Genomic DNA, 21,478 nt, shown 5'->3' on the forward strand with positions numbered 1-21,478 from the left:
TATTAACGAGTTTTGAATTTAGCAAGTGATTCTTGCAGTTCCTGCGCCATATTGCTTAAATCTTCTGCTGAGGCAGATATTTCCTCCATAGTCGCGTGCTGCTTCTTCGACCCTTCAGAAATGCCTTGTCCGTGGTCATAAGACGCTTTGGTCATGTGGACAATTTCGCTCATGGACGCCGTTACTTCCTCGGTTCCTGCCGACATTTCCTGAGAGGCTGCTGATACTTCTTGAATTTGGTCAGATATTTCTTGGAACGTCGAGGTAACACGGTTAAAGACCTGCCCTGCCGCATCTATAAGCTCAGAACCTTTCTCAACGTCCAGTACACCTTTATTCATTGCTTGTACAGCTCTTGATGTCGACGACTGCACTTCCCGAATCAAACTCGAAATATCTGCTGCAGAGGATGACGACTGTTCCGCCAGCTTCTTGACTTCGTTCGCCACCACAGCAAACCCGCGTCCTTGTTCGCCAGCGCGTGCAGCCTCAATCGAAGCATTGAGGGATAGCAGCTGAGTTTGGCTTGTAATTTCTGTAATGACCGACACAATTTCACCGATTTTTTGTGAGTACGATTCAAGTGCTCTTATATCATCCGCCGATTTCCCGACGGATTCATTAATGAACTTCATCTGTTCGACAGCCTGATTGATCGCAATGCGGCCTTGCTGAACTTCCTGAAGTGAAGCATGTGATGCTTCTGTCACGACCGACGAAGATTCTGCAATTCTTTGTACGCCAATAGCCATTTCCCCCATCGCGGTCGATGTCTGCTCCGCTCCTTGTAACTGGCCTTTACTCGCATTGAACACTTCTTGAATCGATTGGGCGATCGTAGTGGCAATATCGACCGATTCCGCAGAGCAAGCCGTAAGCTCCTCCGACGAAGCGCCTAACTGTTCCGCGGTATATCTAGCTTTTCCAACAATGTCTGAGAAAGAATCGAGCATTTGATTCATGTTATCGGCAAGCTGTCCGAGCTCGTCACTTCGCTTGATAGCAAGACGTGGTGTTAAGTCCCCTTCAGCCATCTTCTTCACGGCTTCCGTAATAGCAATAACTGGTTTCGTTGTTTTCGTCGAGACAATCAGTGCGAAAGCCGCTACTACGATTGTCGTAATCACTGTCAGCCAGATCGATACTTGATTGGCTGTTTTTACCGAGCTGTATACTTCTGCATTCACTAAATTCGTAACCAAGCGCCAGCCTGTTGACGGGATTGTATCAAAGCTAATTTCAGAAGCGACCCCATCCTCACCGGTAAATTGAAACGTTCCTTTCTCTTCTTTCAAAACAGTCTCTTTAAACTTAGCTGCTTCCGAAGGCGTGAATACATCCTCCATTTTTTTGCCCACTTTACCTGCGTCAGGATGGGTTAAGAGCAATCCGGAAGGAGACATTAAATATCCGTAGCCTGTCTGGCCAATTTTTATCGTCTTCGTGTAGATGGTTAGATTATCCGTTGTTAATGGACAGAATAATCCACCGATATAGTTTTGCTTATCATCAAGCAGCGGGACAAAGACAATGATAACATTTTTACCCGAAGCTTTACTGACGAGCAGATCACTACTCACAGGCAGCTTCGTCTGCTTGGCTTGCTTAACGTAATCGCGTTCGCCAATAGGAATCTTTTGACCTGCTGAAGTAAGCGCAATATCGTCTTTATTTGCATAAACATACTGTTCAACTTCTTTGTTGGCTTGTTCAAATTTCTTAAGCGTCTTCATAATTTCTTGTTCATTGCCACTCTTGATCTCGTCAAACTTTTGCATTTCTTTCAAAATCGCTATGTGCCGCTGGATAGAATAATCAATGGCTGTTACATTGGCTTTAACGACACTCTCTTCCTTGGAGTGAACTTCACCAGTCACCACATTCTTCAAATAGTATGAAGAAAAAATAATACTAAAAAGCATCGGTACTAACGCGATAACAAGAAACATGGCCGTCATTCTTGCTTTAAACGACTTCAATGAAACCTTTCTTACCCATCCTTTTACATTCGTTGTTCTCTGTGGCTTCATTCCTTCTGACTCCTCCATTTGATCGTTCATCTTTCATGTGAATTCGTTATATTTTGACAAATTCCTCTAAATTTCGACATAAGATAAAAGCAGCAAGTACTACTAAAACGAAAAAAAGCATGTCAATCCGCGAGGTTTTCACGGTTTGAACATGCTCTTTCATACCCGACTAATCTGCATCTATTTCAACTAACTGCACAATAAAGATTGAGCCTTTGCCGAGCTCCGTATCAACAACCACTTTCCCATGATGGGCTTCAATGATCTCCTTGACAATAGATAACCCTAGACCCGTTCCTCCGATTTTCCTGCGATCCGAATTATCGACACGGTAAAACCTCGTAAACAGTTTGTCCAAAGCATCGGCTGGAATGCCAAGGCCATAATCTTGGATCTTAATTAACACTTTACCGTTATCGGTTTCCACATATATATCAATTTTCGTCGCACCCGGCGAATACTTAATCGCATTGGAGATCAAATTATGGAACACTTGCTTTAAACGGTCTTCGTCCCCTTGGACAAAAATACGCTCGGTTGCCGCATGCAGCTCAGTATCATGATTATCTTTTCCCTGCCACTGCTCAACAATTTCACGGAGTAATAGAACTGCATCCAAGGATTGGAAATGAAACTCTTGCCGACCCGAATCCAACCGCTGCAAATCAAGAAAATCGTTAATCAAATTCGATAGCCGTAAGGATTCCTTATGAATCGTCTCGATATATTTGGCCCGCTTCTCTTCCGTCACTGCACGTGTTGCCAGGATTTCGATAAAACCTACAATCGAGGATAGCGGTGTCCGAATCTCATGAGAAATTATGCTGACAAACTCATTTTTCAACTCATCGATTCGCTCTTCTTCCGTACGATCTCTAAATCCGACTAGATGTCCCCTGAGCGTACCTTCCATTTCACCTGAAATAGGATTAACATAACATTCATAGTGCCTTGTTTCGCCTTTCAGCGTCAATCTAGATATTCGCTTTCGAAAAGGCGGGATGGATTGTTCGAAATAAGCGTCGATGACCTCGTCAAAAGCAGCGTCTGAGGTTTTCATTCCTAAGCAATAGCTAGACATTAGTTCTCCGCTTTCGAGTGGACGTTCAAAGAAATGTTCCGCGCGGCGATTTGTAAAGATGACCCGTCCTTCTCTATCACACATGATAATGGCCTCATGGCTGGATTCAAGCATCCGCTCAATAATATCGTTTTGTTCTGAAATCTTTCTCTCAGCCTGTTGGCTTTCACCAAGCAGCACCTTATATTTTTCTTTACTATCCTTCACCTGCTGGAAGAGCTCTGTCATTCTCAGATACATTTTGGTAAACTCATAAATCATTCCCGCAAGTACAATATTTGCACATACAAAGGTGTTCCACCTAGCCACATACCATCCCACACTAAAGCGCCCGCCGCCACAAAGAATAATCGCCACATCCAGCATTGAAGCCAGTACGGCTACACATAGCCAGGTCGAAGTAACTGTACTCGCTTTCGTTCTTTTGTAGAAGACAATTAATGTAATCAAAGTAATGAGGACAATAGGCAGCCCAAGACCATATATAAATAAGGGTGTTAGCTTACCTTGAGACAGCACAATTGGCAGTTGATTTTTGAAATGCGTGGTAATAAAAGTAAAGCCTGTGATTAGTAAAACGACACCTAGCAGTGTGTAAAGGCCTAATTTCTTAGCCTTACGGGCACTATAACGAACATTCGCATATTTCGATTCAATTATCATATAGAGGGCAATCGCTAGAGGAAAACCTGCGTGCAAGATCACATATAGCCAAGCCGAAGTTTGTGTTCCTGCATGGAATAAACCATTTTCAGCGAAAATACGAGGGAACGTAAGGATATAGACCAAACTCATACCACCGGAGAACAGATACAATGCAAACAGGACGAGTACCGCCGGTGATCGATTGATTTTGAATTGACTATAAATCACGTAAGCAGTAATGAATTCGAAACAAATAACCGTGGAAAAAATGGCTGGCTGATAGGCCTGCAGCTCTACCAACTGTATCCTTACAAACGGGACAGAAAGCAGAGAAATCATAGCCACGATAGCCCCAATAATAAAAGCAAACCGCCGCTGCGAAGGATTGGACTCCAACGTTATTAAGTTATATATCATTGCTGGTGATGCTTGCTCTTGAGTCATAACAACCTCCGCGAATTGATCATCCATTTTCACAAGATTCGACAAAGTTTGGCTCACTTCCTTCTTGCAAAAAGCCTCACTTCTTCCAGTTGCAAGAAGTGAGGCTGCCTATGTAAACTCATGCTTCTTCTTTCATTTGATACTGATAGTTTTCAAGGGAGACATACCGTTTATCCGTAACTATGACACCTTCAGCTTGCAGCAGAAAACTTTGCATATGAGATCCTTCATCATCCATGATGGCAATCTCTCCCTTTGCGTTAATGACTCTATGCCAAGGAAGGCGATGCTTCTTGCTCATGGTATGCAAAATTCGTACGACTTGCCGAGCCGCCCTTGGGCTTCCAGCAAGCCCGGCGATCTGACCGTAGGTCATGACTTTGCCCTCGGGGATTGACCGAATGATGTGAATAACCCGCTCCGTAAAAGGTGTCATTCTGCACTAGCGAACTTGATGCATACCGGTTTAGACACATTTAGCACCTTTCCGTTTGGAACGAGCTTCCCAGATTGAGAGTCACGTGTGAACGATACAATATGATCCGAATCTTTGTTAGCTACCAGCAGAAATTGTCCATCCGGCGATATCGCAAAATTACGTGGATGCTTCCCTAACGTAGGCGCGTACTCCACCACCGTTAACTTACCCGTAATTGCATCAACGGCATACACGACAATACTATCATGCCCGCGGTTAGATCCATATAGGAACTTTCCATCTGGTGAAACATGAATGTCAGCGCAGGCATTTTCCCCATCATAAGACTCTGGGACTGTGGAAATCGTTTGGATTTCAGTCAGTTCTCCTCGTTCTTCATCATAACGGAAGGCCGTGACAGTGGAGCCAAGTTCGTTAATCACATAGCCAAAAGCATAGGACGTATGGAAAGCAAAATGCCGCGGACCTGAACCGGGGGCTATATGCACTTCATTATGAGGAATAAGCCGTTTGGCAGGGATATCGAGCTTGTACATGATAATCTTATCCAAGCCTAGATCACAGACTCCCGCATAACGGTTTGCCCGATCCAAGAAAACAGAATGAGCACGCGGTCTATCCTGCACCGATAGGACGCTTGCTCCATGGTGCTGCTGGATATCAGCCGTTTTGCCTAAACGTCCGTCCGCTAACACAGGAGACAAGCCTACCATACCCCCGTGATAACTGGATACCATCACCACTTGGTTCGTATGGTCTAATGTAATGTGGCACGTTGTTGCAGGCAGTGTGATCTCGTTGTTCAGAAACGTTAATTCACCTGTAGCTGAATCAATATCATAAGAAGATGCCGCCCCGCAGCGCTGTTGATTCTCGTCAACACCTTCTGATAAAGCATATAGTTTCCAATTTCTCGCGTCCACAGTCAAGAACGTCGGGTTTTGCAAACCATTTACTTGATGGGTGACTTCAAAGCTCCCATTCACTTCATCGTATTGGCAGGAGTATACCCCAGGATTATTCGAATCCGCATATGAACCTATAAAAGCTAACGTTTTTTTCTTCTTTTCCAAAAATGCCACACTCCCATTCTTCTGTTATTGATACCAGCATTATCTCAAATCAACTTCTAAGGAGCAACAAAACTTAAACTTATGTATGAATGATCGGTTGAGGCGTGCTGCCGATCCCATAGAAAAACAAATGCACCATTTCCTCGATCAACGTGTCCATATTCCCATGTATACCGGCATATTCCAGCATAGTGTCCGCCTGGCTCGTCAACATTTGCATATACATCATGATAGTGGATGTAGAAAGCGCATCGGTGATTTCCCCATTTTTCTTGCCGTCTTCAATCAGCTGAATGACAAGTGGAATACCCTTGGCCATATATTCTTCTTTGAGGAAATTCCCCATTTCCGGATCGTCGTGCCATATCTGCTTCATGACCTCAAGACTGAACGTTCTGGACGATTTCTTCTTCTGGAAAACTATGTATTCGATCTTCTCCTTAAGAGAGTGATCGCCGGAGAGAAACTCCCCAAATTCTTTCAATGCCGTCCTTGCATAATCTTTGAACACTTCCCGAACCAAGGCTTCCTTGCTGCCGAAGTAATTATAGATGGTTACCTGCGATACGCCAGCCGCTTCGGCGATATCGGCGATCCTCAGTTTTCTGGGATCGGACGTATTCAGCATATTCAAGGTTGCGCGCATGATTTTTTCTTTTTTTTGCTGGGCTCTTTTTTCGTAGCCGTTCATTCGGATCACCCGTTTTTTTGGAATAATGAAATTATAGCATAAATATATTTCAAAAGTATTGACGGTACTAACATTCAGGAGTAACATAAGTTTTGAAATTATTCTTAAATAATATTTCATAACTTTCATATTTGGAGGTGGCCGCGCATGTTGACTGTTCAGCAGCTGACCAAAACATTCCCGAACGGAAAAGGGATTTTTGACGTATCGTTTTCGGTCAAAAAAGGTGAGGTGTTTGGATTTCTAGGTCCGAACGGGGCCGGCAAATCCACGACGATCCGGCATATCATGGGATTCATGAAACCGGATAAAGGCTCAGTGAAGGTTGGCGGACTGGATACCTGGGCTAAACAGGGAACCGTCCAGCGGTATATTGGTTATTTGCCAGGAGAGATCGCGTTTATCGAGGGCATGACCGGGCGAACATTTTTGGATTTTATGGCGGAAATGCAAGGGTCGAAGCATTCGGCGCGGCGGGAGGAGCTGATCGACCGCTTCCAGTTCGACGTCCGGACCCCCATCCGCAAAATGTCCAAAGGAATGAAGCAGAAGGTTGGCATCGTCGCCGCTTTCATGCATCAGCCGGAGGTGATCATCCTGGATGAACCGACATCGGGGCTGGACCCGCTTATGCAGAAGGTGTTTATCGACCTCGTACTGGAGGAGAAAGCCCGGGGCACAACGTTCTTGATGTCGTCGCACAGCTTCCCGGAGATTGAGCGGACATGCGACCGTGCAGCCATTATTAAGGACGGTGTCATCCTTACCGTCAAAGATATCCACGAGCTGCAGTCGATGCAGCGGAAATTGTTCGAATTGACGTTCGAACGTACAGAGGATGCGGAAGTATTCGGGCGGACTTCCGGCATAACTGTCGAATCGCGTGAAGGCAATCGCGTTCGGGTGGCTGTACAAGGAGAATATGCTCAATTCCTCTTAGAGACGTCTAAGTACCCTATCCGAAACCTGGACGTATTCACGCAAAGCCTCGAAGACGTGTTCATGAACTATTACGATCGGAAGGGGACATTACAATGAATTCCGCTCTCTATAAACACATGATGAAGATTCACATAAAAGGGATGATGAACTATGCGTTCGGATCAGCTTTCTATATCCTGCTCATGTTCTGGCTGTTCCCTAGCTTCGCAGGAAATAATGCAGCCCTAGACGAGTTGATAAAGTCCTTGCCGCCCGGCATGACCAATGCGTTCAACTTGGGCAGTGGTTTCGGCACAGTGGAGGGTTTCATCTCAGGCGAATATTACGGACTGCTGCTCGTACTGATCGTTTCTATTTTTTGCATTATGTTCAGCACGCAGCTGATGGCGAAGCTGGTTGACCAGGGATCGATGGCGTATTTGTTGGCTACGCCTACCACCCGCGGGAAAGTGGCGATGACGCAGGCAGCCGTTTTTATGACTGGGCTTTTGTCCATCATGGCGGTTACGACATTATGCGGGTTTGCTGGATATTCCCTGTTTATAGGGGACTTGAGCGATTTTCACGGAGCGGCATACTTGCGTATGAACCTGGCAGCGTTATTGCTGTTCTTCGCGGTCGGCGGAATCGCCTTTCTCGTCTCTTCATTAGCCAACGACGAAAAGAACGCGCTCGGGATCTCAGCCGTGCTTACCTTCGGGTTTTTCAGTCTAGATTTTATCGGCAAACTGAGCGAAAAGATCAATTGGCTGCGCAACCTGACATACTTCTCATTGTATGATCCGAGCGGCATTATCGGCGGTCAGACGGAAACCGCGCTTGCATGGTCGGTATTGATTGTGATTGGTCTTGTGACCTTTGCGGCGGGAATCGCGCTGTTCCGCAAACGTGATTTGCCTTTGTAAGATGAGCAAACTCACTTCCGCGATCTTCTTCCATGTCGATGATAACGACTACACAAAAATGTTAATTCGAGAATTCTTCCCTCTCCAAGATGGGGTGGCACAACATGTTCATTCTCCGCTATACTAGAGTTATTCATTAAAGCTGGTCGTGAAGCACACGCCGCTTTCATCTATGTTCGTAAGGAGTCAGCTCCTCGTGAATATAGATGAGAGCGGCGTTTTGTTTTAGCCAAAAATCGCTGAGAAAGTAGGAATTACGATGAAATTTGAGCAAGCATTCGAAACTTTCATGACTTCGCAGATTGCAGCAGAGACGAACGGACGCAGACGGGAACGGTTAGAGCAGGGGCTCGGACATGGAGAAATGGAATTTCTGCGCTGCGTGTGGTATCCGGCAGTAGGACAGTTCGACCATCTCTACCCAGAATGGGAAGTGCGTGACTTCGCGAACGGCTACCGCTATTTGGACTTCGCTTATAGGCCAGGAGATGCTAAGGGAGTGATTGAAATCCAAGGCTACAGCTCCCATGCCCGCGATCTTGATCTTTGGAGATTCAAAGACCTCTGTCTCCGGCATTGCCATCTTACTTTGGATGGATGGCTGGTTATGCCTATCGCCTACCCATCCATTGTTGAGTCCCCGAAACAGTGTCAGCAGCTTATTCTTTCATTGGTAGGCAAGTTCATCTCATCCAATGTACCAGAGTCACTCTCTTGGCTGGAAAGCGAAACAGTCCGGTTCGCGCGAAGACTATTGCGCCCATTCTCCCCTTCGGACCTTTCCGCTCATCTACAAGTAAGCACGAGACACGCCAGAACTGTCTTGCACCACTTATGCGAAAAGCAGCTATTAGTCGTATCGCGCGGACAAGAGCGGGCTCGCATGTACCGTCTTAATCTGTAAAGAATACGAAAACTGGATCGTGTTGACGTTTTCTGAGGAAATCCTCTTCAGCATTAGGTACGCAATTCAATCGGAAGGCTGAAATCACCTTGCATGTCGGAACGAGTACGTCATCGATCCTACTGAAAGGGAACGTGGGTGCGCTATTTGTGCTAAATTAGCCTGTTTACCTGCTTTAGCGGAACTACAATCTCTTATTTTCCCTTTTTGAACAATATTTCAGCAAAAATGGCAAAATAGCGGATCGACGTTCCCTCTACTCTCTAAACAGTCAGCTATTTTGATAAATAGCAGATCGTAGTTCCCTTCGCTGCTCGGCGACGGATCCTTGAGGCGAACTTAGTCCCCTAGCGTTTCCGCACCTCGGCTGCCGATCCTATAAAAAAAGAAGGCCAGACTCATCGTCTGCCCTCTTCTTCTATGCATTATACTTTACGTGAAGTCAACTTCGCTTGTGTAAGGAGCATGAGGTAGTCGTAACCGCCTGCTTTGGAATCTGTACCCGACATATTGAAGCCGCCGAAAGGATGCACACCCACCAATGCGCCTGTGCATTTGCGATTAATGTACAAGTTGCCGCAGTGAACAGTGTCTAATGCCTCAGAAATCCGCTCCTCATTCGTGGAGTAGTAGGAACCTGTCAAACCAAATTCCGTATCATTGTACATCGCGATGGCTTCTTTCCAATCCTTCGCTTTAGCAATGGCCAAGACAGGTCCGAAAATCTCCTCCTGCATAACGCGCGCTTTGCCGCTTACATCGCCGAACACAGTTGGCTGAATGTAATAGCCGTTTCCTTCAGCCTTATCACCACCAGCAAGCAGCGTTCCTTCGGTTTTCCCAATTTCAATGTAATCTAAAATTTTATCATAGGAACCTTTATCAATAACTGGACCCGCTGCGAAATTGTGCTCAGGCAAGCCGCTTTGAAGCTGGTTCGTCAGAGCAACTACTTTGTCTACAACTACGTCGTAAACAGATTCTACAATGATTGCACGTGAACCGGCCGAGCATTTCTGCCCTTGGAAGCCGAAAGCAGAAGCCACGATCGCAGCGGCAGCCGCATTGAGATCTGCTGTTTCGTCCACAACAATACCGTCTTTGCCGCCCATTTCCGCAATCACACGCTTAATCCAAATTTGACCAGGCGCCACGTCCGCGGCCAACTTGTTGATGCGCAAACCGATCTCCTTGGAGCCGGTAAAGCTAATGAATCGAGTCTTCGGGTGTGTCGTTAAGTAGTCTCCCACTTCCGCACCGCTTCCTGGGATGAAGTTAATTACCCCAGCAGGCAGACCAACTTCCTCCATAAGAGCCACGAATTTGTGAGCAATAACAGGCGTGGTTGAAGCTGGCTTCAGCAAAACGGTGTTACCAGAAACAACCGCCGCAATGGTCATACCCACACAAATCGCTAGCGGGAAATTCCATGGCGGGATAATAACGCCGACGCCTAATGGGATATAACTAATTTGGTTTTTTTCACCAGGAATTTTGGCTAATGGCTGCGTCTCGTTGATTTGGCTCAAACGAATCATTTCACGCGCGTAGAACTCAATGAAATCGATCGCTTCTGCAGTATCTACATCCGCTTCAACGTAGTTTTTGCCTGACTCCAGAATCATCAACGCTGAGAACTCATGCTTGCGATCACGCATTAGCGCAGCAGCTTTAAATAAATACTCCGCACGCTCTCTAGCGGGAACCTTTTTCCAAGTTTCGAATGTTTCGAGGGCAACGTTCATCGCTTTTTCAGCAAGTTTCTGATCCGCTTTGCTTACATATCCAATGATTTCGTCTACATTCCCCGGGTTAATCGAAGTGATCTTAGCCTCAGTTACAATTTTCTCAGTACCGATATAAAGCGGGTATTCGCGCCCTAGCTCACTTTTCACTTTGGCAATGGCGGCTTGCATCGCATTCACATTTTCCTCTAGACCAAAATTAGTAAATGGCTCATTTGCATACGGACTAACCTTCGTAAATGTATTCATATTATTGCTCCTCTCCAAATGGGAAACTTGGGTGTTATTTAAACATATTTTTTAGAACAAACCAGACATTCGCTGGGCGCTCTGCTAGCCTTCTCATGAAATATCCGAACCAATCTACACCGTAAGGGACATAGACACGAACCCGATATCCTTCTTTCACTAATTGCTTTTGCAAATCTTCACAAATCCCATAAAGCATCTGGAATTCAAACTGTTCGATAGAGATAAGATTTGACCTTACAAATTCTTTCGTAAAATGAATGATCGCCTCGTCGTGGCTCGCAATAGCTGTATAATGACCGTTCAAAAGATGCTTTTGAATGATTTTTTTATAATTTTCATCAACCGCGCTTTTTTCTGGAAAAGCAACTTCCGGAGATTCCTTATAAGCACCTTTCACAAGTCGCAGATTGGCTCCGAGTGCATGTAAATCATCGATATCCTGCATGGTGCGGAACAAATAAGCTTGAATGACGATGCCAACGTTGTCATATTCTTGTCGAAGCTCTCTGTAGATATCGAGGGAGATTTGACAATGCGCATAATCCTCCATATCAATTCGCACGAAATTTCCATGCTGACGAGCACAATCAAGAATTCTTTTCATGTTGTTTACACAGAGCTCTCTACTGATATCTAACCCAAGAGAAGTCATTTTAAGCGAAAGATTGGATTTGACGCCTGAACTAGCAATCGCCTCTAGCGTTTGAATACACATGGCCGCTGATTCCAATGCTTCTTCTTCACTAAAGACGAACTCTCCCAAATGGTCCAGTGTCGCAATTCGGCCATCTTGATTAAGCCCATGCACAGCTTCGATGGATTGCTGGATGGTCTCTCCTGCTACAAAACGCGCTGCACCAAAGCGTAAACCATACTTTTTGGCTATTCGATTGGCAGTTCTGCTTTTGCCTAAAGATTGAAACATATTTTTCATGATCGTTTCCATCTGTTATTCCCCCAAAAGGAATTATACAATACTGTTAAATTTATAATTTTATTATACACTCTAATCTAAAATTTGAACACTATTTTGTTTATGTGAAAATATTTCTTAGATATTGAACAGGTTTTGTTTCTTTACCTTTATCATACTCACCTTCTCGGCTTCTTGTGTTGAATCTCCCTTGCTTTCATGGTAAATTTAAACCAAATAAATGGTACAAATGAGGTCAATTATGTTCATTAATGAACACTTTCCGTTGAACAACCCTATGATCACACTCCCTGTTGAAACAACGCTTGAAGAGCTTTCTTCCTATTTAAGCAATGGGACGGCAGTTATTGTCCATTCGCATGACGAAATATGTTTATTTGCACCGGAAGATGCTGGCCTTATGACGGCCTTTTCCGCTAAAAACATCCAAGAACTGGTAGAAAGCAACAATTACTTTGTATCTGCGAGTATTACTGTGGACGATAATACCCCTTTGCCGCTTGTACCTCAACGAACAAATCGGCCGGTACTTTTCAAAGATAAGGATGGAACCATCAAGGGATACTCCGATTTATCCACGTATCTCAATTTCGTCCTATCCGAGCTGCAAAAGTGGTCTGCCTATTTCACCGCACTTGCAGATACCGTCACCGATGCTGTCACGGTCGTTGATCGAGCCGGCGCTGTGATTTGCTGGAATTCCGTCGCTGAGGATCTTTATCATCTTCCGGCAGTAGATATTTTGGGCAAACGCATTGGCGAACACTTTGATATCGAAACACTGATGGTCCTGAAAATTTTGGACGAAGGCCGGATGATTCGTAATACCTACCACCGTCCTCGGCCGGACACTCACGTCCTTATTAATGCGTCACCGATCAGAGATGCTCAGGGGCATATCATTGGAGGCATTGCAACCGAGCAGGATATCACACAATTGGTACGATTGAACGAACAATTAACAACAGTCGATTCCTTCGGACTACCACATAAAGATCAGGCAGAAGATCTCTTTACCTTAATCAAAGGAAAAGGACCTGCTATCGGCAAAGTCATCCAATGGGCCAAAAAGGTGGCAGCAACAGAAACACCCGTCCTCCTGATTGGAGAATCGGGTGTTGGCAAAGAACAGCTCGCTCATATTATCCATCAGTCGAGTTCAAGATCCGAGCAGCCTTTCTTGACAATTAATTGCGGCATCGTTCCCGCAGGTTTATTGGAAGCCGAATTATTTGGCTATCAAGGGGGCGCCTTTACGGGAAGTGAAAGTGGACAAGCCGGCAAATTGGAGCTAGCCAAAGACGGCACGTTGTTTATTAATGAAATCGAGAAGCTTCCATTAGAGCTTCAAGCTAAGCTTTATCATTACATTACACAGCAAACGATCGTTCGCTCTGGAGGAAGTCAACCTATCAGTGTGCGTACGCGAATCATTATCGCAACTACACAAGATTTAGCTAGCAAGCTGGTCAATCAAGAATTCCGCTCGGATTTGTACTATGCGCTCAATGTGATTTCCATTCGGATTCCGCCTCTAAGGGATAGAACCGAAGACATTCCTGCCATGGTCCAAATGTATCTCAAGCAGTTTTCACCGCAATACCAGAAGCCTGTTCCAACACTTTCGCCAGAGGTCATCTTGGCTTTCACCAACTATTCATGGCCAGGAAACATCCAAGAATTGAAAAATGTCATCGAGCGATGCATCATTCTTAATGATGAAGACCTGATCACCTTGGAACATTTGCCAGTCACTTTACAGGAGCAGCAACCAAGTCTTACTTCTTCAGAAGGAGATTCTGCGACGACTTCATTAAAAGCGAAGGTGTCTGATGTGGAAGAAATCCATCTGATTGAAGAAGCACTAGCCAAAACGGCAGGCAATAAAAGCGCAGCAGCCAAACTACTAGGCATCTCCCGCGGCACCCTTTACAACAAGATGAAGGAATATCAGCTGGAGTAATAGGATGAACACCCGCGTATTTTGCGGACGCTGAAAAAGGACCATGAATTCTACCCAGTAGATTTCATGATCCTTTTTATGTGTAGGGAGTAATCGGATGGTCCTCATTGTTGTATTATTTGTGCTAAATGGTAGAATCGCGATGCAATTTCCGATACACTACAATTACTTAGATGTTCATCAATCGTCATTGGGGAGGAAATAGGTTGGACACCGCTGCAAAACCACAGCAAAGCAAACGAAGAGCATTGCTTGAAGTATTTCTCGTATCAACAAAATTAGGATTGACGTCATTCGGTGGACCCATTGCCCATCTGGGCTACTTTCACAACGAATATATTCAGAAACGTAAATGGATGGATGAGAAAAGTTATGCCGATCTCGTTGCTTTATGCCAGTTTCTCCCTGGACCAGCCAGCAGTCAAGTAGGTGTTGGAATCGGTACCATTCGGGCTGGATTGTTGGGAGGCGCAGCTGCTTGGCTTGGGTTTACTTTACCTTCTATTATTCTCCTACTACTCTTTTCCCTGCTGATGAAAGCCATGGATGTTAGCAGCACTGGCTGGATTCACGGTCTCAAAATCGTCGCCGTTGCCATCGTCGCACAAGCTGTTCTCAGCATGGGAAAAAAGTTAGCATCAGATAAAAGCACGGCCTCCATAGCTATCGCGGCAGCTTCAGTAACCTTGTTATGGCAGACGGTCTATAGCCAAGTTGTTATTATTTTACTCGCCGGACTCATCGGACTATTTGCCTTTAAAACCGTTTCGAACCAAGATAACAGTACCATTCAAGTGCGCGTTCATCGCTCTGTTGCGATCCTTTGCTTGATCATGTATGCGCTGCTGCTGCTGCTTCTACCAATTTTCAGCAGTCTATGGCATTCACAGCTCTTATCCCTTTTCGATTCATTTTATCGGGTCGGTTCCTTGGTCTTCGGCGGCGGCCATGTCATTCTCCCCCTTTTGGAACGCGAAGTTGTCCCGCAAGGTTGGGTTAGTAAAGAAGTCTTCCTGGCTGGATATGGGGCTACGCAGGCAGTTCCGGGTCCGCTTTTTACATTTGGCACGTATTTGGGCGCCATGTTTGACGGATTCAGAGGGGCTATCGTGGGAACCTTGGCCATTTTCCTGCCTGCCTATCTCTTGATAATAGGGGCTTTGCCTTTTTGGAATTCATTACGAACAAATGTCAAAATTCAAAGTGCTTTCGTAGGCATTAATGCGGCCGTTGTCGGTATCCTGCTGGCGGCACTTTATAACCCGCTTTGGACAACCGCCATTATTCGTCCTTATGATTTCGCACTGGTTATCGTATTGTTTGGCCTTTTGGTATTTTGGAAATTACCGCCTTGGTGCATCGTCCTCTTAGGAGCTATTACGGGTCAAGCTTTGTATTATTTATAAAATGAATCACTACTTCGCATATACCAGTGTCTCACCCGGTTGGAAAATATGAAATTTCTGCCCCGGATGCTTCTGATACAAACGGTCAACGAAGGGTGCGATCCCTTCACTATTGTTTGCATACATATCGAAGTGCACAGGCACAACGATATCGAACTTCTGGTGAGCTGCTAAGTCAGCCGCTTCCAGAGCGTTCATGTTGCCGACGACACCGAGGCGGTTGCGGAAAATGTCCCTTCCGTTAATCGGCAGAAAACCTACATCAATAGCGAAGCCGGTCAGCGCCTCGACTAACCCCTCTGTCAGAAGCGTATCCCCTGCATGATAAATGCACAGTCCGTCCCATTGTAAGACGTAGCCTAAGTAGTGATCCCAGCCTTCACCATCTCGCACACGTTCCTCGTGCCAAGCCGGAATGGGGTGAATGATCAGATCAGCGCCGTATTGAAATGCCTCATGGGTCCCAAGCGCATGCAGCCGCTCTGCTGAAATGCCGATCGCCTCCAGAGCAGGCAAACACGACTTCGGAGCACCAAACTGACATTGGGGAGATGCCACCGCGATTGCTCGCAGCGTATCTGGATCCATGTGGTCCATATGCTCATGCGTACAAAGCACAAGATCCAAATCCGTTAGTGTCTCCGGCTTCACAGGAGGAGCATATCTCCGCTGCCAAAAACCCTCCGGAAAACCAGGAAGATCATCAACAGAATCCGTCAAATACGGGTCGATCGCTATAGCGAGATCTTTTTTACGCAGAATAACACCGACCTGGCCGATATATTGAATCTTTAAATGTCTATTCTCATTTGTCATAGAACCTACCCTTTCCGTTCCTCATGCTGTACTCCGAATGAATGCGTCTTCGTACCTCTCACACCTGGCTTTACCGCAAAAATCCCTCCAGCATGTGGTTGATCCCCCGCCTGATCCTCCTGAAGACCCTTTCGGGCGGTCGTAATGTACAAGGTGTCTAGCTCGTCTCCACCGAAAATACAGGAGGTTACTTTAGCTGCAGGAATGGCAATGCTGTCTATCTTTTGAGCTGTTTTTGGATTCCAACGGGACACCTGCCAACCATCCCAATGGGCGATCCACAGCATCCCTTCTTCATCGATCGTCATCCCGTCAGGGAACCCTATTTCACTCCGAAAATCGATCCGTATTCTCGGATTGCTAATTTCACCTTTATCCGGCTCATACTCAAATGCGAGCACTAGCTTTTTCATAGAATCGATATAGTACATTTCTTTCTCATCTAAGCTCCAAGCGATCCCGTTGGAAACGCCCACTCCCTCGTAAACCTTGCGATAACTGTGATCCGTTTCTAGCACGTAGAGTGCACCTGTTGCCTCTTTTTCTATAATCTCCATAGTGCCCGCCCAGAATCGCCCGTTAGCATCACATTTCCCATCGTTAAACCGATTTTCCGGTAAATGTGATTCTGGATCAACAAGAGGCGTAAGCTTTCGCTGCTGCATCTGGTACTTTTGGAATCCAGATTGTGTCGCTAACACAACCTCATTTTGGCCGGCACAGACAACCGCGCCGACATATTCTCCAATGAGAAAGTCTTCGTTTAACCCTGTTTCAGGATCAAACCTTCCAAATTTTTTTCCTATAATATCAACCCAATACAGCAAACGCTGTTCCGTATTCCAGCACGGACCTTCAGCTAATGTGGCTTTGGCATCAAGTACCAGTCGCACGATTGGTGATCCCATTATGCATCAACTCCTCTCTCTAATTGTAAACCGTCCTCATAGAGATTGGAAGATGCAGGAATACGTCTCTGAAAGAATCGCTTTAATTTACTTTGGATTCTTACCATGACATGTTAGAATGTAGTTTTACAACAGCATTGTTCTAATTTATCTAGGAAGGTTAAGGTCATCATGAATTCTTCAAATTTATTGCGTTCGTTTAACTTTTTGTATTTTGCACTACTGGCTATGTTTGTTTCATTTCTTCCCGTCTATTTAGATGCGCAAGGACTTCCAGCAACGAAGATTGGTCTCATTATAGGAACGGGAGGCTTCATTGCCATCTTCTCGCAACCATTATGGGGCATGATCAGTGATCGAACGAAGACCATTAAGAAGGTTATGTTACTCCTATTAGGATGTTCAACCATTGTGGGGTACTTCTTATACGCCTCATCCAGCTTTATTGTGCTTCTTCTTTTTACAATGCTTATGTATTTTTTCTTAATGCCTCTCGATCCCCTGACAGAAAGTCTAAATTTCCAAACAGCGGAGGCTAACGGGGTAAGCTACGGTTCCATTCGAACCTTCGGAGCTGTCGGTTATGCGGTCATGTCCTTGGCCGTTGGTTATACCACACAATTTTTTGGAATCAATAGTTTGGCGTTCTTGTTCGCAGGAATAGGCATCATTAGCATTCTAATCTGCTTGCCCTTGCCTGATGCGCCTGTAACTGGGAAACCGATTTCACTAAAAAGTCTACGCAAATTCTTAGGAAATAAAGAAACCATTTGGTTTATGTTACTTATCTTTATTGTTGCCGTGCCACAGCGGATCAACGATACTTTTCTTGGTGTCTATATTCGAAAATTAGGCGGCACCCCCGACATGGTCGGTTTGGCCTGGTTTCTAGCAGCTGGAAGCGAAATTCTCGTATTCGCTCTAAGCTTTTGGTGGCTTCGCAAAGGGAAAGAGTTAGCGATTATTTCTTTCGCTGCTGTGTTTTATTTCATTCGCTTTTTTCTATCCGCGTGGGTAACAGTTCCTCATATTCTCGTGTATCTTCAGCTGCTGCAGACCTTTACATTTCCGATATTTTATTCAGCTGCTATCCAATATTTATATCGTATTGTTCCTGAAGAATGGCGTGCAACGGGACAGACTGTGCTTGCGATCCTTTTCTTTGGCGTATCGGGTATCGTCGCCTCCTATTTGGGTGGCTGGTTCTACGAAAGCTTTGGAGGGAAACAATTATATCTATGGATTTCAGGAATGTCCTTTGCAGGTCTACTGTTTAGTTTCGTTCTAAATGCGGTCTATGGAAAACGTAAGCTGGTATCCTAGGCATTTTCTGATAGAATGGAAGCACAGAGAAAGAACGGGGGCTACATCATGGACTACATTATTTTGGACATTGAATTCAACGGTCGCAAGTTTGCGAGCGATTTACCTATGGAAGTTATTGAAATTGGAGCAGTTCGCTTAGACTCTTCCTTACAGGCTATTGATGAGTTTTCATCTTTAGTCAAACCCGTTTATTTCTCCAAATTGAATGGGTTTATCAAGAAAAAAACAGGCATCCCCCAAGAAGATATCGATCAAGCCGACGGCTTTCGTAAAGTCATTACGGATTTCATGGAATGGCTAAATAAAAGTGAAGCTTTCCTGCTAGTCACCTGGGGTGGCGAAGATTTGAAACGCATCGTGTTTGATACGCGGATGCATAAGTTGGATGATGCATACTGGATGGCCGCCAGCTATTTTGATCTACTGAAAGGGTTTATCCGTTATAAAAATGTGACGAATGATGTCAGTGTCGAGGCTGCTTTGCTCGATCTTAACATTGCTGCTGAAGGCTCCGCTCACAGAGCATTGGACGACGCGCGTATGACAGCTGAGGTATTTCGAGCTATTTTTACGGAGTTAGATTTCGAGCGCAAACAGCAATACATCGACGTGTACGCTAATGCCAAGGAACGAAGGCTGGTTAAGACCGCTATTCGAGCCATGATGGCTCAAAAGGTAACTCCTACATGGGAGTTGCTGGTTGAACACTATTTCACCGACAAAGTGACACTTACCGACCCCAGAAAAATCACAGAACTTCAGACTCTTTTTGCCGCGGAAGTCACAAAAGAGAAACAAGTCTCAACCAAGGCACCTATACAGTAAGCGGGAAAATATAACTAAAAAGCCAATCCATTAGACGACATGCAGGACATGTCTCTTGGATTGGCTTTTCTTTGATTCGCCCCATTAAAACTGATCAACACCTAAGCGGTTATGATAGTAGGACGGAAATATATCACGCTCGCCGCGTTTCGTGCCATTTTGTTGAATAGCGAATAATTTCGCTGACAATTCATTGAACCATTGCTCGTCTCTCGTTGTTAGCGCCACATCAATCAAGCTCTTTACTTGATCTTCTATATCAAACTCGCTTATCGGTAATTTCTTTACGTCTTGACTGCTTACTTCCATTATTTTTCCGATGGCAGTTTCACGATCAGATGCAATAACGTGCACCCGAGCAACGCCTAACAGCACATCAATAGACTCAATATAACCATGCAGCAATTCATCTTCATTTGTAGTTGCCACAACCCAATCACTGATTACAAAGTTCATGATTATCACCGCCATTAACTTATTTTTTGTAAGGACTCGATACTGTAATTATAAATATTACAGTATGGTTTGTCAAGACCTACAAATTCCTCTTTGAATAATCAATGGCAGTGATGGCTAAAGCGAATACGGCCCCGTCAATTATGTATGCCAACGAATAAATCGTCTATAAACGAAGCATATTACCCTATACCATTGAAAGGGTGAGAAGCATAGATTACTTAACCAATAACAGAGACACGAACTTTGAATCTACGGTTGATGCTGAAGGTAACTCGGATGATTCCAACGAAAACGGGCCTGATGATACGGTTATCAGAAGCTCCGAGCACACTAGTCCTGAAACATGTCGAGCAGGTTTTGACGATTAGTTGTTAGAGAAATTAAATAAGCGTATGTTGGTTACGGGATAGTCCCGTGAGTCAACATACGCTTTTCAATTTTTATAAGTGACTATTCATCATTTTTCTTGTTATCTTTCTCTACATCTTCAATTGTATATTTCATGCCTCCAGTACGAGCATGATCCAAGACGACATTGACCTCCTTGGATTGTCCGCTTTTCGGATCGTATGAAGTGACAGTTTCTTTTTGCTCATCCATGGTTTCTTTCACCTCCGAATATAGACTGCTCATTCCTTGGAAATTCATCCGTATCCCTCACCCACCAACAAGTGGGCTTGCAGGCTATCGTTAAAGCAGCGATTCAGCGCCGTCAATAAACAGCTCCGTGCCGGTAATGTGGCTCGAAGCTTCCGAGGCTAGGAAGGCTACCAGATTAGCTACTTGCTCCGGCTGACCCGGTGCGTGTTCCAACGGCTGGCTTCCTTGCGGATATTTGACTGGAATTTTGATTTTCTCGAGCTCCGGCGTCGGCTGCGTATTTTCGCCAATGTTGGTCTTGATTGACCCTGGACAGATGGCATTGACGCGTATTTTGTAGCGGGCCAGTTCTAATGCGGCCATTTTGGCGAATGCCACTTGTCCCGCCTTTGAAGCGCTATAGGCTGTCATCCCAAATCCAGAGAAGGCGCGGCTGCCGTTAATGGAGCTTGTGATGACTATGCTGCCGCCGTTCTCTTTCATATGCGGAATCGCTTGTTTGACGCACAGGAAAGTCCCCTTCAGATTGACGGACAGCGTACGATCCCAATCCTCAGATTTCATATCTTCGATCGGCGCCAAAACCCCGTTGATGCCAGCATTAGCAAAGACGACGTCTAGCCGTCCCCAGGTTTTTACCGTTTGCTCGAACGCTTGGGCAACACGGTCCGGATCAGAGACATCGACATCAACGGTGATCGCATGACCGCCTGCAGCCACAATATCCTGTTTCGTCTGCTCTACTCGGTCATCTTTCAAATCCACTAGACATACTTTCATCCCTTGCTGTGCCAGCATCTCAGCCGCTGCCTTGCCGATTCCGGACCCCGCTCCGGTGATCAATGCGACCTTATCCTTTAAATCCGGCAGTCCCATGCGCGGTTTTTGTATCGTTTGCACGCTAATGATCTATTCACCCCTAACCCAAATAAGTAGTGGATTGAAAAAGAATCCATACTTGGTTTGCCCGATAGGGATGAAAAATATGTGATTAGTCTTAAAGGAGTCACCTCCAATAGGGAGACTTAAAAGAAATGTTGCACATCGTACAACAATCGGAAAGCTTTCCAGCGATTTCCCTGCGATTGTT

Annotated in this window: 19 protein-coding genes; 7 read left to right on the forward strand and 12 right to left on the reverse strand. The window is 45.2% G+C overall.

Translation table 11 applies throughout. The features are described 5' to 3' along the window. Nucleotides 1-2: 2 nt before the first annotated feature. The 5 genes from ASG85_RS03680 to ASG85_RS03700 all read right to left on the reverse strand — a co-directional run bounded on the left by ASG85_RS03680 (nucleotide 3) and on the right by ASG85_RS03700 (nucleotide 6,403). Nucleotides 3-2,030, reverse strand: coding sequence for a methyl-accepting chemotaxis protein (locus ASG85_RS03680; protein WP_057305346.1), 2,028 nt, complete (start codon nucleotides 2,028-2,030; stop codon nucleotides 3-5). Between the two features lie 169 nt (nucleotides 2,031-2,199). After that, nucleotides 2,200-4,245, reverse strand: coding sequence for an ATP-binding protein (locus ASG85_RS03685; protein ID WP_060645373.1), 2,046 nt, complete (start codon nucleotides 4,243-4,245; stop codon nucleotides 2,200-2,202). A 73-nt stretch (nucleotides 4,246-4,318) separates the two neighbouring features. Continuing rightward, nucleotides 4,319-4,636, reverse strand: a complete 318-nt coding sequence (locus tag ASG85_RS03690; RefSeq protein ID WP_060645374.1) for an MGMT family protein — start codon at nucleotides 4,634-4,636, stop codon at nucleotides 4,319-4,321. After that, nucleotides 4,633-5,712 (reverse strand): lactonase family protein, encoded by a 1,080-nt coding sequence (locus tag ASG85_RS03695; RefSeq protein ID WP_060645375.1) that lies wholly within the window; start codon nucleotides 5,710-5,712, stop codon nucleotides 4,633-4,635. The genes ASG85_RS03690 and ASG85_RS03695 overlap by 4 nt, the downstream gene beginning before the upstream one ends. Before the next feature lie 79 nt (nucleotides 5,713-5,791). Further along, nucleotides 5,792-6,403: a TetR/AcrR family transcriptional regulator gene (locus tag ASG85_RS03700; RefSeq protein ID WP_060645376.1), complete on the reverse strand. Its 612-nt coding sequence runs from the start codon at nucleotides 6,401-6,403 to the stop codon at nucleotides 5,792-5,794. Between the two features lie 147 nt (nucleotides 6,404-6,550). Between ASG85_RS03700 and ASG85_RS03705 the strand changes: the two genes are divergently transcribed. The 3 genes from ASG85_RS03705 (at nucleotide 6,551) to ASG85_RS03715 (ending at nucleotide 9,154) form a co-directional block, all read left to right on the forward strand. Further along, complete coding sequence (locus ASG85_RS03705; RefSeq protein WP_057305350.1) at nucleotides 6,551-7,441, forward strand: ATP-binding cassette domain-containing protein; 891 nt, start codon at nucleotides 6,551-6,553, stop codon at nucleotides 7,439-7,441. After that, nucleotides 7,438-8,250 (forward strand): ABC transporter permease subunit, encoded by an 813-nt coding sequence (locus ASG85_RS03710; RefSeq protein WP_057305351.1) that lies wholly within the window; start codon nucleotides 7,438-7,440, stop codon nucleotides 8,248-8,250. Before ASG85_RS03705 ends, ASG85_RS03710 begins: the two co-directional genes overlap by 4 nt. Before the next feature lie 259 nt (nucleotides 8,251-8,509). Continuing rightward, nucleotides 8,510-9,154, forward strand: a complete 645-nt coding sequence (locus ASG85_RS03715) for a hypothetical protein (protein WP_060645377.1) — start codon at nucleotides 8,510-8,512, stop codon at nucleotides 9,152-9,154. Between the two features lie 425 nt (nucleotides 9,155-9,579). On the opposite strand, the gene pruA is transcribed toward ASG85_RS03715, so the two are convergent. Next, the gene (gene pruA / locus ASG85_RS03720; protein ID WP_060645378.1) at nucleotides 9,580-11,148 is read right to left on the reverse strand and encodes an L-glutamate gamma-semialdehyde dehydrogenase; all 1,569 of its coding nucleotides are present in this window, start codon (nucleotides 11,146-11,148) and stop codon (nucleotides 9,580-9,582) included. Between the two features lie 34 nt (nucleotides 11,149-11,182). Further along, nucleotides 11,183-12,097 carry a proline dehydrogenase family protein gene (locus ASG85_RS03725; RefSeq protein WP_060645379.1) on the reverse strand — a complete coding sequence of 305 codons (915 nt, stop codon included), beginning with the start codon at nucleotides 12,095-12,097 and terminating at the stop codon, nucleotides 11,183-11,185. A gap of 229 nt (nucleotides 12,098-12,326) precedes the next feature. On the opposite strand from ASG85_RS03725, the gene ASG85_RS03730 reads away from it, so the two are divergent. Both ASG85_RS03730 and chrA read left to right on the forward strand, forming a co-directional pair. Further along, entirely contained in the window at nucleotides 12,327-14,048 is a 1,722-nt protein-coding gene (locus ASG85_RS03730; RefSeq protein WP_060645380.1) for a sigma-54 interaction domain-containing protein, read from the forward strand. A gap of 173 nt (nucleotides 14,049-14,221) precedes the next feature. Next, the gene (chrA, locus tag ASG85_RS03735; RefSeq protein WP_057305356.1) at nucleotides 14,222-15,454 is read left to right on the forward strand and encodes a chromate efflux transporter; all 1,233 of its coding nucleotides are present in this window, start codon (nucleotides 14,222-14,224) and stop codon (nucleotides 15,452-15,454) included. 9 nt (nucleotides 15,455-15,463) lie between these two features. On the opposite strand, the gene ASG85_RS03740 is transcribed toward chrA, so the two are convergent. Together ASG85_RS03740 and ASG85_RS03745 are read right to left on the reverse strand one after the other, a co-directional pair. Continuing rightward, complete coding sequence (locus tag ASG85_RS03740; protein WP_060645381.1) at nucleotides 15,464-16,270, reverse strand: MBL fold metallo-hydrolase; 807 nt, start codon at nucleotides 16,268-16,270, stop codon at nucleotides 15,464-15,466. A gap of 5 nt (nucleotides 16,271-16,275) precedes the next feature. Further along, a complete protein-coding gene (locus ASG85_RS03745) occupies nucleotides 16,276-17,178 on the reverse strand; it encodes an SMP-30/gluconolactonase/LRE family protein (protein ID WP_060645382.1) in 903 nt (300 codons plus the stop codon). Nucleotides 17,179-17,349: 171 nt separating this feature from the next. Here ASG85_RS03745 and ASG85_RS03750 point away from each other — a divergent pair, with 171 nt between their 5' ends. Both ASG85_RS03750 and ASG85_RS03755 read left to right on the forward strand, forming a co-directional pair. Then, on the forward strand, nucleotides 17,350-18,501 hold the full coding sequence (locus ASG85_RS03750) for an MFS transporter (protein ID WP_060645383.1): 1,152 nt from the start codon (nucleotides 17,350-17,352) through the stop codon (nucleotides 18,499-18,501). Between the two features lie 48 nt (nucleotides 18,502-18,549). Further along, complete coding sequence (locus tag ASG85_RS03755) at nucleotides 18,550-19,329, forward strand: 3'-5' exonuclease (RefSeq protein ID WP_060645384.1); 780 nt, start codon at nucleotides 18,550-18,552, stop codon at nucleotides 19,327-19,329. Between the two features lie 84 nt (nucleotides 19,330-19,413). Here the strand turns inward: ASG85_RS03755 and ASG85_RS03760 are convergent, their stop codons facing one another. The 3 genes from ASG85_RS03760 to ASG85_RS03770 all read right to left on the reverse strand — a co-directional run bounded on the left by ASG85_RS03760 (nucleotide 19,414) and on the right by ASG85_RS03770 (nucleotide 21,264). Beyond that, nucleotides 19,414-19,785: an IDEAL domain-containing protein gene (locus ASG85_RS03760; protein WP_063860124.1), complete on the reverse strand. Its 372-nt coding sequence runs from the start codon at nucleotides 19,783-19,785 to the stop codon at nucleotides 19,414-19,416. A 453-nt stretch (nucleotides 19,786-20,238) separates the two neighbouring features. Next, the gene (locus tag ASG85_RS03765; protein WP_057305361.1) at nucleotides 20,239-20,436 is read right to left on the reverse strand and encodes a hypothetical protein; all 198 of its coding nucleotides are present in this window, start codon (nucleotides 20,434-20,436) and stop codon (nucleotides 20,239-20,241) included. Nucleotides 20,437-20,478: 42 nt separating this feature from the next. After that, on the reverse strand, nucleotides 20,479-21,264 hold the full coding sequence (locus ASG85_RS03770) for an SDR family oxidoreductase (RefSeq protein ID WP_060645428.1): 786 nt from the start codon (nucleotides 21,262-21,264) through the stop codon (nucleotides 20,479-20,481). Nucleotides 21,265-21,478: the final 214 nt, after the last annotated feature.

This window comes from Paenibacillus sp. Soil724D2 (assembly GCF_001427935.1).
In the GTDB taxonomy this organism is placed as follows: Bacteria; Bacillota; Bacilli; order Paenibacillales; family NBRC-103111; genus Paenibacillus_E.

Excerpts from the sequence above, each read along its gene's own strand:
- ASG85_RS03680 (WP_057305346.1), bottom strand. The coding sequence starts at position 2,030 with ATGAAGCCACAGAGAACAACGAATGTAAAAGGATGGGTAAGAAAGGTT.
- ASG85_RS03690 (WP_060645374.1), bottom strand. The coding sequence starts at position 4,636 with ATGACACCTTTTACGGAGCGGGTTATTCACATCATTCGGTCAATCCCC.
- ASG85_RS03700 (WP_060645376.1), bottom strand. The coding sequence starts at position 6,403 with ATGAACGGCTACGAAAAAAGAGCCCAGCAAAAAAAAGAAAAAATCATG.
- ASG85_RS03705 (WP_057305350.1), top strand. The coding sequence starts at position 6,551 with ATGTTGACTGTTCAGCAGCTGACCAAAACATTCCCGAACGGAAAAGGG.
- ASG85_RS03710 (WP_057305351.1), top strand. The coding sequence starts at position 7,438 with ATGAATTCCGCTCTCTATAAACACATGATGAAGATTCACATAAAAGGG.
- ASG85_RS03715 (WP_060645377.1), top strand. The coding sequence starts at position 8,510 with ATGAAATTTGAGCAAGCATTCGAAACTTTCATGACTTCGCAGATTGCA.
- pruA (WP_060645378.1), bottom strand. The coding sequence starts at position 11,148 with ATGAATACATTTACGAAGGTTAGTCCGTATGCAAATGAGCCATTTACT.
- ASG85_RS03725 (WP_060645379.1), bottom strand. The coding sequence starts at position 12,097 with ATGGAAACGATCATGAAAAATATGTTTCAATCTTTAGGCAAAAGCAGA.
- ASG85_RS03730 (WP_060645380.1), top strand. The coding sequence starts at position 12,327 with ATGTTCATTAATGAACACTTTCCGTTGAACAACCCTATGATCACACTC.
- chrA (WP_057305356.1), top strand. The coding sequence starts at position 14,222 with ATGTTCATCAATCGTCATTGGGGAGGAAATAGGTTGGACACCGCTGCA.
- ASG85_RS03740 (WP_060645381.1), bottom strand. The coding sequence starts at position 16,270 with ATGACAAATGAGAATAGACATTTAAAGATTCAATATATCGGCCAGGTC.
- ASG85_RS03745 (WP_060645382.1), bottom strand. The coding sequence starts at position 17,178 with ATGGGATCACCAATCGTGCGACTGGTACTTGATGCCAAAGCCACATTA.
- ASG85_RS03750 (WP_060645383.1), top strand. The coding sequence starts at position 17,350 with ATGAATTCTTCAAATTTATTGCGTTCGTTTAACTTTTTGTATTTTGCA.
- ASG85_RS03755 (WP_060645384.1), top strand. The coding sequence starts at position 18,550 with ATGGACTACATTATTTTGGACATTGAATTCAACGGTCGCAAGTTTGCG.
- ASG85_RS03760 (WP_063860124.1), bottom strand. The coding sequence starts at position 19,785 with ATGAACTTTGTAATCAGTGATTGGGTTGTGGCAACTACAAATGAAGAT.
- ASG85_RS03765 (WP_057305361.1), bottom strand. The coding sequence starts at position 20,436 with ATGAATTTCCAAGGAATGAGCAGTCTATATTCGGAGGTGAAAGAAACC.
- ASG85_RS03770 (WP_060645428.1), bottom strand. The coding sequence starts at position 21,264 with ATGGGACTGCCGGATTTAAAGGATAAGGTCGCATTGATCACCGGAGCG.